This window comes from Paenibacillus sp. FSL H7-0735, assembly GCF_038008505.1.
Taxonomy (GTDB): domain Bacteria; phylum Bacillota; class Bacilli; order Paenibacillales; family Paenibacillaceae; genus Paenibacillus_AQ; species Paenibacillus_AQ odorifer.
On sequence record NZ_JBBOZH010000001.1, the window covers coordinates 3,625,164 to 3,640,715 of the forward strand.

Sequence of the window (15,552 nt, forward strand, 5' to 3'; positions counted from 1 at the left end):
TCTCAGGAAGCCTCTTCATTCGAAGGGCTTCCTGCCAGTTAGGAGGGAGAACGATGAGTCAAACTTCATTGTGTGATGAAATCATGCGTCTGCCTGTAATCGATACACATACCCATCTCGTCGGCGATAAGCTAAACGCGGCTGACTTCTGGGAAATAGCCGATTATTTCTGGTTGAACCAAGAGCTTCAGTCAGCAGGATATCCGGCGAATGCGGACCAACTTTCGAAAGGGAAACGGGCTGACTCTTTTGTTAGCGCCTACCACGCTTCCCGTAATACGATGATGAATCGTGCTTTTACAGCAATCATGAAAGATCTGTACGGTATCTCCATCACAGATTCAGAGTCGGTGTTCAAAGCGGATATAACGATTAAACAGCAAAGTCACGATCCCGGCTGGGCGCAGAACGTAGCTGACCGTCTGCATGTGCAGCGGTTTATTGTAAACCGTCCGGAACATGCCAACTTTGCACACATGAGGGAAAATGCTCTACTGATTCCTCGAATTGACTCTTGGCTGCCTGAGCTGGCAAAGAATATTGCAGATTCCTATGATCCCAGCCGGGAGGCTGCTTATGCTCAAGCGAAAAAATTTATTAGCGAGCAGCTGCAGTCTTATCAGACTATGGGCTGTCCAGGAATCATGACTACGTTGCCAGCTTTTGAAGCCAAAGCTCATGATGTTTACAATCTTAGCAACGTAACTGGACCGGATGAAATCATGATGCTGCTCTTTCATCATATTTGTTCGGAACTGCAAGCAAGAGGAATGTTCTTGCAGCTGTTTCTCGGCGTCGAACGCAGATGGTGTAATACATCAGCTGCGCCAGTTAACGATTCGCTACGGATTGTTAAACTGTACGGTTTATTCGAACGGTATTCCATTCCGTTTGAGCTGGTGGTGGCTTCGGAATTAAATAACCTGGATGTTGTGCAGGCTGCATGGAATTTCCCTAACGTTCATGTAGGCGGGATGTGGTGGTATAACTTCAGACCCAGTACCTATTTGCAGAGCATGCAGTATCGGTTGGAGGCACTCGCCCCGCTCAAGTGTTCGCTCATTGTCTCGGATGCGCGCTGTATCGAATGGACATATGGCAAGCTGCTGATCGTTAAAAAAATACTTGCGCGCTTTTTGGAAAGTCAAATAGCGGAAGGCTGGATCAGCCGGGATGAGGCGCTGGATATTGCTGCGGAATGGCTGCATGGCAGTGCTGCTAAACGTTATAGACTAACGGATGTTAAGCAATAAGCCATGGAGGGAGAAAATGACTTTTTCATTAATGGACCGAATGTTGCCTGCTCCTTTGAACGGAGGATTCCGTATGGAGGACTGGTGGGTGTGGTGCGGATCAGCTGTGCGTGGCGAGGATGGGCGTTTTCATTTATTCGCATCCCGTTGGCCGAAGTGGCTGCCGATGCATCCGGGATGGTTACTTCGCTCAGAAATTGTCCGCGCATCTGCCGATAACGCGGAAGGACCCTATACGTACGAAGAAACCGTACTACCCGCAAGGGGAGCGGAATACTGGGACGGACGAAGCACCCATAATCCGCATATCCTTCGTTATGGCGATAAGTTTCTGTTGTATTATATGGGCTCAACTCATCCATTCGCTGAGCCGCAGCCTAATGAAACAGTGGAACTTGACGACTATCGGGTGATTGCCGCTCGTGCCAACAAACGTGTTGGCCTAGCTGTAGCCGACAGTGTATTCGGACCATGGACAAGGATGGATGCACCTATTCTGCCTACACGTCCGGGCAGGTTCGACAGCTTCCTCACATCCAATCCGGCTCCTTGTATCCGCGAAGATGGCTCCTTGCTATTGGTATATAAAGCCCGCAAATACGAAGGCAATTCCTATGGACAGATGACGCTTGGCATTGCCGGTTCATCTAAGGACGAAGGGCCATATAGAGTAATTAACAACGCACCGCTGTTTCCACCAGAGCGGTCTCATATTGAAGATCCATTTATCTGGCGGACGGCGGACGGGTACCAAATGATCGCCAAGGATATGGATGGCCGGATATGTGGAGAAAAGCACGGTGGGATATTTGCATCTTCTAAGAATGGAACCGACTGGCAACTGGCTGATTCAACGCAATCGTATTCCCGACGAGTTCTCTGGGAGGACGGCACTGAGCAGTGGATGGGCAGCTTTGAACGGCCGTTCCTATTATTTCAGGAAGGGGTTCCTACCCATTTATTCGCTGCGGTAGCAGATGGACCGGGAGGGTTCCGAAATGCGAAGCACACTTGGAATATGGTCATTCCACTAAGGACAACGCTTTAAGAGGTTGAATTTCATAAATATCATCAATGTTAACAGGAGGTACTAAAATGGGAGATGTAATACCAACTCAACAAAATCGCGAACTGGTAATTTCGGAGTCAACTCTGGAATGGGCGGATAGCGCATGGCAACAAATTATAAATAAAGTGGAAAAGACTAGTAAGCGAATTGGCGTTAGTTTTCCGCATGCTTCCGTGAGCGGAGTATACGATAACATGCGTCCATCGTGGTGGACAGCAGGGTTCTGGCCGGGTATTTTGTGGCAGATTGCCGCAGAGGGGAATTATCCGGCGCTGCAAGAAATCGCCGAGCAAATTGAAGAGAAACTGGATGAACCTCTTTATGCTCTTTCCGTTCATCATGATGCCGGTTTTATATGGACACTCTCAGCTTTGGCCAATTACCGCGTGACTGGTAATGAACGCTCCAAGCAGCGCGGGTTGATGGCTGCCGCTCAACTGGCCAGCCGCTTTAACCTGAAAGGGTCATTTATCAGAGCCTGGCATGACACGGAGAAGATAAACCGGGCGGGATGGTCCATCATTGATACTGTAATGAATCTGCCCTTATTATACTGGGCATCGGAAGTTACAGAGGATCCGCGTTTCCGGCATATCGCCGCTGCGCATGCGGAAACGGTAGTGGAGCATTTTTTACGTCCGGATGGATCAAGTTATCATATTCTGCAGTTCAACCCGGAATCAGGAGAAAAAATAGGCGCTATGTCCGGCCAAGGTTATGCGGAAGAATCCGCTTGGGCACGGGGCAGCGCATGGATGATTTACGGTCTTACTTTGTCTTATCACTATACCGGAGAGAACAAGTTTCTATCGGGAGCTAAAAGAGCTGCGCACTTCTTCTTGGCTAATCTTCCGGAGGATCATGTACCTCACTGGGATTTCAGGGCACCTGATGCAGGCGAAAAGCCGCGTGATACCTCTGCTGGTGCATGTGCGGCATGTGGCTTGATCGAGCTGGCAAAGATCGTACCACAGACGGAAGCCTCTTTTTACCTGCGAGCCGCAGAACAAATCGTTCGCTCACTTTATGAGAATTATGGGACTTGGGACATTCCGGAAGAGGAAGGATTGATTCTTTCTGGAACATCCAATCTCCCAGGGGGTGTGCACATTGATACGCCACTGATCTATGGCGATTATTTCTTTGTCGAGGCTGTATCTAAACTCCGCGGAGCCGTTCTTCAGTTATGGTAAGAAACGGAAAAACAACAGAAAACCTTCTCGATGATCCGTATAGTATACAGTCCGTCGAAACTCCGATAGACAATGAACAGGCTCGGCGTATGGAATGGTGGCAGGAAGCCAGGCTCGGCTTGTTTATTCACTGGGGACCTTATGCCCTGCCTGCGGGTGAATGGAAGGGAAAAGAAATACAAGCTTCTTACAGTGAGCATATTATGCTACGCGCGAAGATCCCAGTTGCTGAATATGAGGAAATGGCCGCAGCGTTCAGTCCATCAGCTTTTGATGCAATGAAGTGGGTGCGGACTGCCAAGCGTGCTGGCCTAAAATATATCATCTTTACAGCTAAACATCACGACGGCTTCGCGATGTATAACTCGAGTGTATCCGAATATTCGATCAGTAAGCACACTTCATTGGGCCGTGATCCCCTTCGGGAACTAATGGAGGCATGTCGTGCGGAAAAAATGGTACTCGGAATTTACTACTCTCATGCGATGGATTGGCATGATCCAGACTCTCAAGGGAATACCTGGGATTATCCACTGAATATCGGCGCTTATGATGACGTTCAAACGTGGATAAATGATACCGATAAACGCACCCGTTTTGAACGATATTTGCACAGCAAATCAATCCCTCAAGTCCGTGAGCTGCTGACAGACTACGGAAAAGTTGGTTTAATGTGGTTTGATTGCGGAGGCAAACTGACCCGTGAGCAAGGAGAAGCGTTTTTGGCGGCGGTTTATGCACTTCAGCCAGATTGTTTGGTCAATAGCAGAGTATGGAAAGCACCACTTGGAGATTATTCAAATACATCTGATAATCAACTTACGACTCGTAACCTTGGTAAGTACTGGGAGAATATTATTACGTTAAATGACTCATGGGGGTATAAGAGGTCCGATCATCACTGGAAATCCCCTGTAACTATCATCCGCCAGATCATCGATGTTGTTAGCAAAAATGGGAATCTGGTTATCAATATCGGTCCAACAGCAACAGGGGAATGGGATCCGGTATCCGAATCGATTTTGCTTCAAGTAGGAGATTGGTTAAATACCAATGGGGATAGCATTTACGGTGCTGGAGAATCGCCCACAGCCAAACCGTCTTGGGGCAGATGCACTCTGAAAGGAAATACATTATATCTACATGTTTTCGATCTTAAGAAGGGAAATAAGCTAATCGTCCCCGGTCTGAAGACCGCTGTTCAAAAGGTATTTGCTTTAGATGGAGGGGAGGAGCTGATTTTCACAAAGCTATCTGAGCAGGATCTGGAAGTCGAACTCCCCAGTTTACCGAACTTTGCCGAAAATTCTAATAACATGCCGCTGGTCATTGCAATTGTCTGTGCAGAACCTGTAGAAGGTAATCCAATCCGATTATTGGACTTTGGAGAAGATACCTTACTAGAATTAGGGGTATTTGAAAGTGAGATCTTTGGTCCAACCCTTCGTTACGATACAGGAAAAAAAGACCATGATAATCTGTTGGACTGGAAGGATAGAGAGGATACCGCAGTTTGGCATGTCCGGACATTAGGTCCGGTAAGATTTCAGGTTAGTATCGAATATCGCAGCGAAGAAGGAGAGAATGGCGGTGGAGGAGTCTACCTCATCAAGGCTGCGGATCAAATTTTGCAAGCGAAAGTTATTTCTACCGATGGGGTTAGCAATTTTCAAAGCTTTCAAGTAGGTGAGCTGTATTTCCCCACGGCAGGAGAATATATGATTCGATTGCAGGCAGAGCATATTTCAGGGGGATATCTGATGCAGCCTAGATGTTTAAAACTACTGCAACTATGAGATTTTTATATTGAAATAATGCAAAAGAACTCCAATCACTTGGGTTCTTTTTTTTGTTGATTTAAGGAATGTTGTTGACATATTGCCCTCGGGTAAATATATTGTATATAAGAATAAAAGTTTACCTAGGGAAACAAATTGGACCAAAGGAATCATTGTTTCTATTAGGAAATAAATTAACAGGGTGAACAGAACAGTGCTACATATGAACTTAACAGAGATAAGGAGTTTTTTTATGATTGAAATCAGAAACCTAAACGTAGATTATTTCGGTAATTCTGCACTAGAAAATGTAAATATTGATATTCCCTTTGGGTATGCAATCGGAATTATCGGACCAAACGGTGCCGGGAAATCTACATTTATCAAGTCATTGTTAGAGGTGATAAAGAAGAGAACAGGATCAGTTATGGTGGAGGGAAAAGATATTTCTGAGTACAAACGGAAGATCGCATATGTGCCGCAAAAGAATGACATTGATCTTTCTTTTCCAATTACGGTAAGGGATACAGTGCTGACTGGAACTTACCCTAATTTGCGAATCTTCCAGCGTCCCGGAAAAACAGAGCGGCAAAGAGTCGAGGAATGTATGGCGATGGTGGATATAAGTGATCTTGCGAATAAACAAATCAGCAATCTGTCCGGGGGACAACTCCAAAGAGTTTTTATCGCCAGGGCACTTGCACAACAAGCAAATGTATTTTTTTTAGATGAACCTTTTGTAGGCATAGATTTAGTCAGTGAGAAAATCATTGTAAAGCTGCTAAAACAACTTCGCGAAGAAGGAAAAACCATACTCATCGTTCATCACGATTTGCATGAGGTCGAAGAATATTTTGACAAAGTCATCATTCTCAATAAGAAATTAATTGCTTTTGGTGATGTTAAAGACACCTTTACGCCAGAGAATATCCTCAGCGCCTATGGTGCCTCCTTAGGTAATCTGGTGATCAAAGGGATGGGGGCGACAGATCATGATTGATTATTTCTCAGGGGTATTAAACATTCCGATATATGCACTTAACGCGGGATTATCTGCTATCATTCTTGGAATTGTATCAGGGGTTTTAGGAAGCTTTATTGTACTTAGAAAGATGTCATTAATGGGAGATGCGTTATCACATGCGGTGTTACCCGGGGTGGCGTTATCTTATATCTTAGGCATCAACATTCTTCTTGGAGCCTCACTATTTGGACTATTAGCAGCAGTTCTCATTCAATTTATTACAAGTCGTAGCAATATTAAAAGTGACACCTCTATCGGCATTATTCTCAGCTCATTTTTTGCGTTAGGTATCGTCCTAATTACTTTTGCCAAAAGCGGGCTTGATCTAACTCACATTCTGTTTGGTAATATTCTTGCCGTCCCACAGTCGGAGTTAATGCAATCCTTTATTATTATGATTGTTGTTATTGCCATCATTTCATTGCTGTATAAAGAGCTTTTAATGAGTTCGTTTGATCCGGTTGTTTCCAAAGCCTATGGGTTAAAAACAGGGTTCTATCATTATTTATTGATGATGCTCCTATCTGTGGTTACCGTATCTTCGTTATCTCAAGTAGGAATTGTGCTTGTGATTGCAATGCTGGTTATTCCGGCTGCTACATCCTATCTCTGGACGAATAAGCTGTTCCACATGATTATCCTGGCTTCTACAATCGGCGCTGTATCCGGGATTATAGGTGTAATTGTAAGCTTTAAATTCAATTTACCTACAAGTGCCACGATTGTTCTGGTCGGCGTAAGCATGTTCGGAATTTCATTTATAATCTCACCCAAAAATAATTTTTTCAGGAAAGGGTTGAAACAAGGATGAAGACCATAAAAATACTCTCTTTGACAATGTTTATCGTACTTCTTACCGCATGCTCAAAGGTTAGTGAAGGAGAAGCAGACCATGATAAGCTGCAGATTGTTGCAACATACTCCATTATCGCTGATATGACCGAAAACATTGTAGGGGAGAAAGCTGAAGTTTACAGTATGGTACCCATCGGAACAGATCCGCATATGTACGATCCATTACCCAAGGATACTAGTAAGGTTTCTAGCGCAGATTTAGTGTTTTATAACGGTTTGAACCTAGAAACAGGTAAGGGGTGGTTTCAAGATCTTCTAGATGTGACTAATAAAAAGGATGTTGCTTTTGCAGTCTCAGATGAAGTATCTCCAATGTATCTAACAGAAAAAGGAAAAGAAACTCAGGTAGATCCTCATGCCTGGCTGGATATTCAGAATTCAATAAAATATGTAGATATCATCACAAAACGTGTAATCGAAAAAGATCCCGACAACAAAGAATTTTATCTTAATAATCAATCGGAATATGTTAAGAAACTGAATGAATTGGATCAATATGCAAAAGAAGCAGTCGAAAAAATTCCACAAGAGAAACGTATCCTTGTTACCAGCGAAGGAGCATTCAAATATTTTTCTAAAGCTTACGGATTTGAATCGGCTTTTATCTGGGAGATCAATACGGATAGTCAAGGAACGCCAGAGCAAATGAAAAACATAATTAAGATCATTGATGAAAATCAAGTGCCTGCATTATTTCTGGAAACTAGCGTAAATCCAAAAACAATGGAGACCATCGCAAATGAAACGGGAGTACCGATACACTCTAAGATTTTCACCGATTCTTTAGCTAAGAAAGGCGAAGAGGGCGACACATACATTAAGATGATCAAATGGAATATTGATAAAGTTATAGAAGGTTTATCTCAATCCTAAATGCCTGGCTCCAAGCTTATATCAACCGACAGAAGGTTCAGTTTACAGCTGATTCCTATGTCGGTTTTTTATTGAATAAAATCTATATTCGAGCCTCGAAATATTACGTTTACGCCTTGGGATAACCTGCTACAGGAAATATCTTCTTGTCTACTTTTCAAAAAAATCTTGGTAAGGTAGAGGCTAACACTTAATAAGAGGTGAAGAGTTGTCATGATTAAGAAACACTGTTTGTTCTGTGATGAGATTGTTTCCATTGAACCAGAAGGCGATAACGATAGATATATAGGCTGTTCTTGTTCACCAGGCGGGTTTTATAGTCTACGTAGAGACAGCTACGAACCCATTAATTCGCTCCCGCATCAAAAGAAACGCGACATGCTGCATGTAGTATCGGCTTACATACGTGAGCTGACTGATTGTGATGAAAAGATCACTATATCTGCTGAAGATTTAGAGTCCATTGTAAATTCACCAAAAATACCTGTGAGCATTGAAGATAAAGGAAACCGTCTACTGCAATATTTATATAGACATTCTGAAGGCCCGGGGGAAGCGGTTGTCATTCAACCCCTCTCAAGCAGCTATAACTTGACGTATTCTCCCAATCTGCAAGAGCTGGTATACATCATAGACAAGTTGATAAGTGATCAGCTTCTGATCAGGGAAGGCATGACCTTTAAGCTTACTGAAACCGGCTGGAATGAAGCTGCGGAAAGCGCTGGAGGTAAGAAACTAAAACCTTGCTTCGTGCTCGTGTCGGATGAAGAGAATTTGTCTACAACATGGCTGGAGAAGTTATTGCCCAAAATAGAGCAGTGTGGTTTCCTGCCGCGCTTATTAACACATACGAAAACTCAGAACGGTGAAAAATACGAGTTGGATCAAATCGCAGAAAGCAAACTGATTATCGCAGATTTAACGGGGCAATCCCCAGAGGTGTATTTTTCGGCGGGATATGCACTTGGTTTAAACATACCCGTATTATGGACCGTAAACAGTATTGAGGCGGATAAACTTTTTGTACAGCTTAAGGATATTCGTCCTATTGTGTGGGATTCAGCAGAAGAACTAGCAATTATACTGCAGCAGAAGTTGAGTTAACCCGCATATTTCTTGCCCATAACTCGTCAAACGAAGCTGAAGTTCAAACAGGTGTCTTCTTAAATGAGGACGCCTGTTTCGTTTGGTACTGTAAGAACACTATCAAATTTTCTTAGGAAGTGATATTGTAACCGATATAAAAAAATGAGCAAATGTATGTAAATGTATGCTTCAGTTAATATTAGCTCATATTCATACTCTGGATAAGAAAGAGGGATAGAATTGTTTTCAAAACGGCAAAAAGAAATACTTTTATACTTAATTAATTCTAATCAACCTGTCACAGCTGCATGGATTTCTAAGGAACTGAATGTTAGCGATCGAACGATCCGTAATGATTTAAAGGAACTACAAAATATATCTTCCGTATTAGGCCTGAAAATAGAATTGATTCGTGGGAAAGGCTTCGCAGCAAAAATTACTGATATAAATCTATTTCATCAGGAATTTGGTGATTTAACAAGTGATAAGATCAGTTATACTACGATTGACTTTTCTGAACAAGACAATAGGGTCTTTTATTTGTTGAACCGTTTTTTGTTGAAAAATAACTATATCAAATTAGCGACGATTGAAGATGAGATGTTTGTTTCTAAATCCACAATACAAAATGATTTAAAAGAAGTGCGTAAAATACTGGAAAATTACAACCTGAGTATAGTAAACCGCCCCCATTACGGCTTGTATATAGAGGGGGATGAATTTATGAAACGAATATGTTTGTCCAATTATTTATACAAAAGAGAAGAAGAACTCGATCCAACTCACGTGAGCTCTAGTTTATTTGATAAAGATACATACAAAAAAGTAAAGGAAATAATCGTTGATAAAGTAAACAACTACAAAATCGAAATATCTGATATTTCTTTAGATAACCTTGCCATCCATTTAATTATAGCTTGCAAGAGAATTGAAGAGGGCTTTCTAATTGATAATCCTTCAGTACATCTAAAAGAAGATTATCCTTTTGAAAAAATAGTGAGCCAAGAAATTGTTAAAGAAATAGAAGACTTTACCGGACTAGAGTTTCCTGATTCGGAGATCAACTATGTTATTATCCATTTGGTGGGTACGAAGTTGCTTCCAAAAGAAAGTTTGTCAGAGTACAGTAAGCTGGATGAAGTGGGAACCATTGTAAGATGTATACTGAATAGATTAAAAAACGAATCTAATTGGGATTTTAATGGTGACGTTGAATTTATTCAAGCTCTGACCCTTCATATCAGGCCTGCGATGAACAGAATCAGGTATAAAATGAATATTCGAAATCCTTTGTTAAAAGAAATTAAAATAAATTTTCCGGCGGCTTTTGAAGGAGCTCTTATAGCCAGCAAGTGTATTAACAACTTTTTAGATTTAGAAGTTGGGGAACATGAGGTGGCTTTTATTGCTTTACACATTGGTGCTGCTTTAGAAAGAATGAAAAGTAAAAATAAAAAGGTCAAAAGAGTTATTCTTGTATGTGCCTCAGGTGTCGGAAGTGCAAAATTACTCTATTACCGTTTAATCAATCTATTCGAAAACAAGATTCATGTTGTAAATACAATTAGCTATTATAAATTAGCAGAAACCGATCTATCCTCGATAGATTTAGTCATCAGTACAATCCCTATCAAGGAAAATATAGGAATACCTGTCCATGTAGTAAAAACCTTTCTAGACGATACGGATCTGGATCAGATCAGGAATCTCTTATCTTCTTCAGAACAGCCGGGAGAAGCTCATTTTTATCTTGATCCTTACCGGATATTCGTGAAAAAAGAATTAACAACAAAGGAAAGTGTTATTCATTTTTTAAGTAGTGAGCTGATTAAGCAAGGTCTTGTTCCCGACCATTATGAATCTTTAGTATTAGAAAGGGAGGAACTGGCTCCAACAAGCTTTGGTAATCTGGTGGCCATTCCTCATCCAACTACTCCCGTAACGAAAGAAACCTTTTGGACGTTATGTACGTTAAAGCGGCCTATTCGTTGGAATGATAAGCAGATGGTGCAGTTAATATGTCTGTTAAATATAAAAGAAGGAAATAGTGGCGATCTAGATAGCATGTATAAGAAACTTGGTTCGCTTATTGAAGATAAAGAGATCGTTGAGCAAATTCTTGTTAAAGATTCTGCGGAAGAAATCTTAGAGTTACTGAAATGAATCTGCGTTTTTACACTGCAAACGTTTCCTATTGTTTTTGGAAAAAGGTTCGCTTAAAAAGAAAGCTGTTTAGCGATAAACTGAGGTTGTTAGTAAATACAACAGTATTTAAGGGGGAGAACAATAATGAATACAATTATGTTAGCGTGTAATGCAGGGATGAGTACAAGTTTATTAGTAACTAAAATGCAAAAGACCGCTGAGGAAAAAGGAATACAAGCTAATATTTTCGCGAAACCAGTTACTGAAATTGAACTTACGTTACAAGAAAAAAACGTAGACGTCATCCTATTAGGTCCTCAAGTGAAATTTATGAAAAAACAATTAGAAGCTAAACTGGTCGGTAAAAATATTCCGATTGAAGCGATTGATATGCTGCATTACGGTATGATGAACGGCGAAAAAGTACTAGAACAAGCATTAAAGATAATTGAGAGCAAATAAGCAATTAAGCAAATAGAGAGAGACGAAGGGAGCGGTAAGTAATGGTAGATGAAGTGAAAGAGGAATACTATACTGTAGCATTTAACATCATAAGCAACGTTGGCGCAGCTAAAAGCTCAGTAATGGAGGCGCTTTATGCAGCAAAAGAGGGGGATTTTAAAGGAGCGGAAGAAAAGTTAGAAGAATCAAAGCAATTTTTTAGAGAAGGCCATAAAATGCATAAATCATTAATCAAAAGAGAAGCAAATGGAGAACAACTTCAATTCTCACTGATTCTTGTTCATGCTGAAGATCAACTAATGAGTGTAGAAACCATTTCTCTGCTTGTTACAGAAATGATTGAACTATATAAGCGTGCGAAATAAATAAATTAACGCTGCAAAATACCCCTTTCAAGAAAGGAAAGTGTAGCACATATGAAAATAACGGACTTCTTAGAAGAAAAGGTAATGCCTGTTGCGGGGAAAATAGCTGCACAAAGGCACTTATCTGCACTCCGTGATGCGATGGTCTTGACTATCCCATTTATAATTATTGGTTCAGTATTCTTAATACTAGCTTATCTGCCCATTCCAGCCTATTTAGATTATTTAACTGCTCATCCAGGAATCAAAACTGCCTTGTTGTATCCCTACGGTGGCACATTTAACCTAATTGCTTTAATTGCTACTATTGGCGTGGCATACCGATTAGCAGAGAGTTATAAAGTCGATCCGCTATCGTCTGGGATAGTAGCCTTATGTTCGTTCTTTATTATCACACCTAATTCAACCTTTACGGTAGATAATGTGACTACCACAGCGGTGAATGTTGTTTATTTCACTAGCCAAGGATTGTTCGTAGGATTGATCATTGCCGTTTTGACAACAGAAATATTCCGCAAGATTGTCCAAAAGGATATTGTTATCAAAATGCCGGACGGAGTTCCGCCAACAGTTGCGAGATCTTTTACAGCCCTAATTCCGGGGTTTGTAGCAGTCATGAGCGTTGTCGCGATTCGTTTGCTCGTTGAGAACTTCACCTCTTTTGAGAGCGTTCACAAAATTGTGGCACAACTTCTCCAAGAACCTTTAACTGCTGTTGGGACAAGCTTAGTAGGAACTATTATTGTTTTCTTACTTGCCAATTTATTGTGGGCTGTAGGTCTGCACGGTTCTTCTATTATCGGCAGCACCATTATGTTGCCCGTCTGGCTTCAGCTGTCAGCAGCCAATGCCTCTGCACTCTCTGCAGGCATGCCTCTTGAGAATATCGCTACTGCAGAATTCAAATTCTTTATCTGGATAGGTGGCGCAGGTACCACGCTAAGTCTAGTTGTTTTAATGTTCCTGTTCTCCAAAAGTAAGCAGATGAAGCAAATAGGACGAATAGGTATTGGACCAAGCTTATTCAACATTAATGAACCCGTTCTATTCGGACTACCGATTGTATTGAATCCGATTATGTTAGTTCCGTTTCTCATCACTCCAATCGTTACTGTTCTGCTCGCATATCTATCCATGTCTTTAGGAATCGTGGCCAAACCAATCGGAGCATTGCCACCTCCAACAACGCCGATATTTATTTCAGGATATTTAGTAACGCAAAGTATCTCGGGAATTGTCTTGCAGCTGGTTAATTTCGTGGTAGCGATTCTTATCTACTTCCCGTTCTTCAAAGTTTTAGATAACCAGAAATATAAAGAAGAACAGGATAGCCGTAGTAATGAAACTGAAAGCGTTTTAGCGTAGTAGCAAAAAAATAGATTGAGTAAAAAGAAGGAGGTAACAGCATGGGATTTCCACAGGGATTTTTATGGGGTGGTGCAACTGCAGCTAATCAATATGAAGGTGGTTACAATGAAGGAGGTCGAGGATTAGCCGTTTCTGATCTGATGACTGATGGCACAAAAGATTCTCCGCGCAAAATATTTTATCAATTTCCCGATGGCCGCGAAGGAGTAATTGGACAAGGTGCCTGCATACCAATCGGAGCTAAAGGCATTTTAAAAGAAGGATATTATTACCCAAGTCATAATGCGACGGATTTCTACCATCATTACAAGGAAGATATTGCTTTATTTGCGGAGATGGGATTTAAAGTTTATCGATTATCCATTTCTTGGACGAGAATTTTTCCAAATGGTGATGATGAAATAGCTAATGAAAAGGGACTGGAGTTTTATGACAATGTTATAGATGAATTGCTGAAATACGGCATTGAACCTCTGGTAACATTATTGCATTTTGATATGCCTCTTAATCTGGCTGATAAGTATGGGGGCTGGACCAACCGTAAGCTAATTGATTTCTATTTAAGATTCGCCGAAACTATATTTGTGCGTTGGAAAAACAAAGTGAAATATTGGGTCACTATTAATGAAGTGAATGTGCTTGGAGGCTATTGGACTTTGGGGTTAGCTTCAAATAATATCAAGGAAGGAACCCATTCTAATCAAGGCGAAACTCCCCTCGCTGATGCAGGTGACAAATTACAATCTATCCATCATCTTATGGTTGCTTCGGCTTTAGCTAATAAACTGGCACGAACGATTAATCCTGACTTTAAGATGGGAGCTATGTTGGCATTATCAGGGATCTATCCAGCAACATGTCATCCAGATGATGTATTTGGAGCCTATGAATTCAGAAGAAAAGCGTTAATTTTCTCAGATGTAATTTTACGAGGCTATTATCCAAATTATGCCCAAGCCATTTTTGATGAATATAATTTCGAGTTAAAAACAGAGTTTGGTGATGAAGAGATCCTAAGGCAGTATACTTCCGATTTTCTAGCGTTTTCTTATTACCGTACAACTGTATTTGATCGTTTTTCACCTAACACAACAACAACTGGTGGACAACAAGGTTCGCCTAACCCGTATCTTAAAGCAACACCGTGGGGTTGGCCAATCGATGCAAAAGGTCTGCGTTTTGTATTAAATGAGCTATATGATCGCTATCAAAAACCTCTGTTTATTGTTGAAAATGGAATGGGCAACATAGATAAGGTTGAAGAAGATGGTAGTATCAATGATGATGAACGTATCGACTACTTAAAAAATCATATCAAAGAAATAAAAAACGCTATCGAAATTGATCATGTGGATCTGATAGGTTACACACCTTGGGGCTGCATAGACATTGTTTCTGCTGGAACGGGTGAAATGAAAAAGCGTTATGGCTTTATTCACGTTGATCTGGATGATAAAGGAAACGGGTCGTTTAAACGTTCGAAGAAAAAATCATTTTATTGGTATAAAAATGTTATCGCTACTAATGGAGAACAATTAGATTAATTATTAAATCGTAAAACGAAATGATTCATCTGGAGGCATTATCAGGAGCAGTCCTAAGCTGGACTTGCTTTTGGTAATGCTTTTTTACTGGATTGTTGACATGTGACCATTTGGTGTCTTATAATCAATTAGACACCGAATGGTGTCCTATTAGGTAATAATGATGGATACTAGGTGACATTACAGGAAATATTACGGAAAAGGTGGGGGTGGTTGTGAGCGACAATAGTCAAGTGAGGGATGTTTATAACGCTGTTGCGGATCCAACAAGACGAAAACTTCTTCAAATTCTGGCTGATGTTGATGAATTACCTCTGTATGAGATAACGATTCATTTTGAAATGGGTCGTACAGCCGTTTCGAAGCATTTAAATATACTTAAAGATGCTGGTCTTGTAATTGCTCGAAAGGTTGGCAGAGAGACGAGGTATCGGTTGAATGCCAATCCTTTGAAAGAAATTCAAGATTGGGTATCTTTTTATGAAGGATTCTGGAAGCAAAGAATTGATAAATTAAAACTTATATTGGAGGAATAAC

14 protein-coding genes are annotated in these 15,552 nt (G+C 41.0%); all 14 read left to right on the plus strand.

Annotated elements, in window-relative coordinates; translation table 11 throughout:
- Positions 1-53: 53 nt before the first annotated feature.
- The 14 genes from NSS82_RS16490 to NSS82_RS16555 all read left to right on the plus strand — a co-directional run bounded on the left by NSS82_RS16490 (position 54) and on the right by NSS82_RS16555 (position 15,551).
- On the plus strand, positions 54-1,253 hold the full coding sequence (locus NSS82_RS16490; RefSeq protein WP_076272548.1) for a glucuronate isomerase: 1,200 nt from the start codon (positions 54-56) through the stop codon (positions 1,251-1,253).
- Positions 1,254-1,269: 16 nt separating this feature from the next.
- Positions 1,270-2,301 (plus strand): glycoside hydrolase family protein, encoded by a 1,032-nt coding sequence (locus tag NSS82_RS16495; RefSeq protein WP_178420256.1) that lies wholly within the window; start codon positions 1,270-1,272, stop codon positions 2,299-2,301.
- Positions 2,302-2,348: 47 nt separating this feature from the next.
- Complete coding sequence (locus tag NSS82_RS16500; protein ID WP_076272549.1) at positions 2,349-3,515, plus strand: glycoside hydrolase family 88 protein; 1,167 nt, start codon at positions 2,349-2,351, stop codon at positions 3,513-3,515.
- Positions 3,509-5,311, plus strand: a complete 1,803-nt coding sequence (locus NSS82_RS16505; RefSeq protein ID WP_076272550.1) for an alpha-L-fucosidase — start codon at positions 3,509-3,511, stop codon at positions 5,309-5,311. Before NSS82_RS16500 ends, NSS82_RS16505 begins: the two co-directional genes overlap by 7 nt.
- A 238-nt stretch (positions 5,312-5,549) precedes the next feature.
- Positions 5,550-6,293 carry a metal ABC transporter ATP-binding protein gene (locus tag NSS82_RS16510; RefSeq protein ID WP_283160366.1) on the plus strand — a complete coding sequence of 248 codons (744 nt, stop codon included), beginning with the start codon at positions 5,550-5,552 and terminating at the stop codon, positions 6,291-6,293.
- Positions 6,286-7,128 (plus strand): metal ABC transporter permease, encoded by an 843-nt coding sequence (locus NSS82_RS16515; protein WP_036677866.1) that lies wholly within the window; start codon positions 6,286-6,288, stop codon positions 7,126-7,128. Before NSS82_RS16510 ends, NSS82_RS16515 begins: the two co-directional genes overlap by 8 nt.
- Positions 7,125-8,045 (plus strand): metal ABC transporter substrate-binding protein, encoded by a 921-nt coding sequence (locus NSS82_RS16520; protein WP_038571008.1) that lies wholly within the window; start codon positions 7,125-7,127, stop codon positions 8,043-8,045. Before NSS82_RS16515 ends, NSS82_RS16520 begins: the two co-directional genes overlap by 4 nt.
- Positions 8,046-8,258: 213 nt before the next feature.
- The gene (locus NSS82_RS16525; protein WP_076272551.1) at positions 8,259-9,149 is read left to right on the plus strand and encodes a hypothetical protein; all 891 of its coding nucleotides are present in this window, start codon (positions 8,259-8,261) and stop codon (positions 9,147-9,149) included.
- Positions 9,150-9,371: 222 nt separating this feature from the next.
- A complete protein-coding gene (locus NSS82_RS16530) occupies positions 9,372-11,294 on the plus strand; it encodes a BglG family transcription antiterminator (protein ID WP_256718502.1) in 1,923 nt (640 codons plus the stop codon).
- Between the two features lie 126 nt (positions 11,295-11,420).
- Positions 11,421-11,738: a PTS sugar transporter subunit IIB gene (locus NSS82_RS16535; RefSeq protein ID WP_076105684.1), complete on the plus strand. Its 318-nt coding sequence runs from the start codon at positions 11,421-11,423 to the stop codon at positions 11,736-11,738.
- 41 nt (positions 11,739-11,779) lie between these two features.
- Positions 11,780-12,103: a PTS lactose/cellobiose transporter subunit IIA gene (locus tag NSS82_RS16540; RefSeq protein WP_076105685.1), complete on the plus strand. Its 324-nt coding sequence runs from the start codon at positions 11,780-11,782 to the stop codon at positions 12,101-12,103.
- A 51-nt stretch (positions 12,104-12,154) separates the two neighbouring features.
- Positions 12,155-13,468: a PTS cellobiose transporter subunit IIC gene (gene celB, locus NSS82_RS16545; protein ID WP_076105686.1), complete on the plus strand. Its 1,314-nt coding sequence runs from the start codon at positions 12,155-12,157 to the stop codon at positions 13,466-13,468.
- Between the two features lie 41 nt (positions 13,469-13,509).
- Positions 13,510-15,015, plus strand: coding sequence for a glycoside hydrolase family 1 protein (locus NSS82_RS16550; RefSeq protein ID WP_076105687.1), 1,506 nt, complete (start codon positions 13,510-13,512; stop codon positions 15,013-15,015).
- Positions 15,016-15,230: 215 nt separating this feature from the next.
- A complete protein-coding gene (locus NSS82_RS16555; protein ID WP_076105688.1) occupies positions 15,231-15,551 on the plus strand; it encodes an ArsR/SmtB family transcription factor in 321 nt (106 codons plus the stop codon).
- Position 15,552: the final 1 nt, after the last annotated feature.

Coding starts and splice junctions, on each gene's coding strand:
- NSS82_RS16490 (WP_076272548.1), top strand. CDS start 54: ATGAGTCAAACTTCATTGTGTGATGAAATCATGCGTCTGCCTGTAATC.
- NSS82_RS16525 (WP_076272551.1), top strand. CDS start 8,259: ATGATTAAGAAACACTGTTTGTTCTGTGATGAGATTGTTTCCATTGAA.
- NSS82_RS16535 (WP_076105684.1), top strand. CDS start 11,421: ATGAATACAATTATGTTAGCGTGTAATGCAGGGATGAGTACAAGTTTA.
- NSS82_RS16520 (WP_038571008.1), top strand. CDS start 7,125: ATGAAGACCATAAAAATACTCTCTTTGACAATGTTTATCGTACTTCTT.
- NSS82_RS16515 (WP_036677866.1), top strand. CDS start 6,286: ATGATTGATTATTTCTCAGGGGTATTAAACATTCCGATATATGCACTT.
- NSS82_RS16495 (WP_178420256.1), top strand. CDS start 1,270: ATGACTTTTTCATTAATGGACCGAATGTTGCCTGCTCCTTTGAACGGA.
- NSS82_RS16500 (WP_076272549.1), top strand. CDS start 2,349: ATGGGAGATGTAATACCAACTCAACAAAATCGCGAACTGGTAATTTCG.
- NSS82_RS16540 (WP_076105685.1), top strand. CDS start 11,780: ATGGTAGATGAAGTGAAAGAGGAATACTATACTGTAGCATTTAACATC.
- NSS82_RS16505 (WP_076272550.1), top strand. CDS start 3,509: ATGGTAAGAAACGGAAAAACAACAGAAAACCTTCTCGATGATCCGTAT.
- celB (WP_076105686.1), top strand. CDS start 12,155: ATGAAAATAACGGACTTCTTAGAAGAAAAGGTAATGCCTGTTGCGGGG.
- NSS82_RS16550 (WP_076105687.1), top strand. CDS start 13,510: ATGGGATTTCCACAGGGATTTTTATGGGGTGGTGCAACTGCAGCTAAT.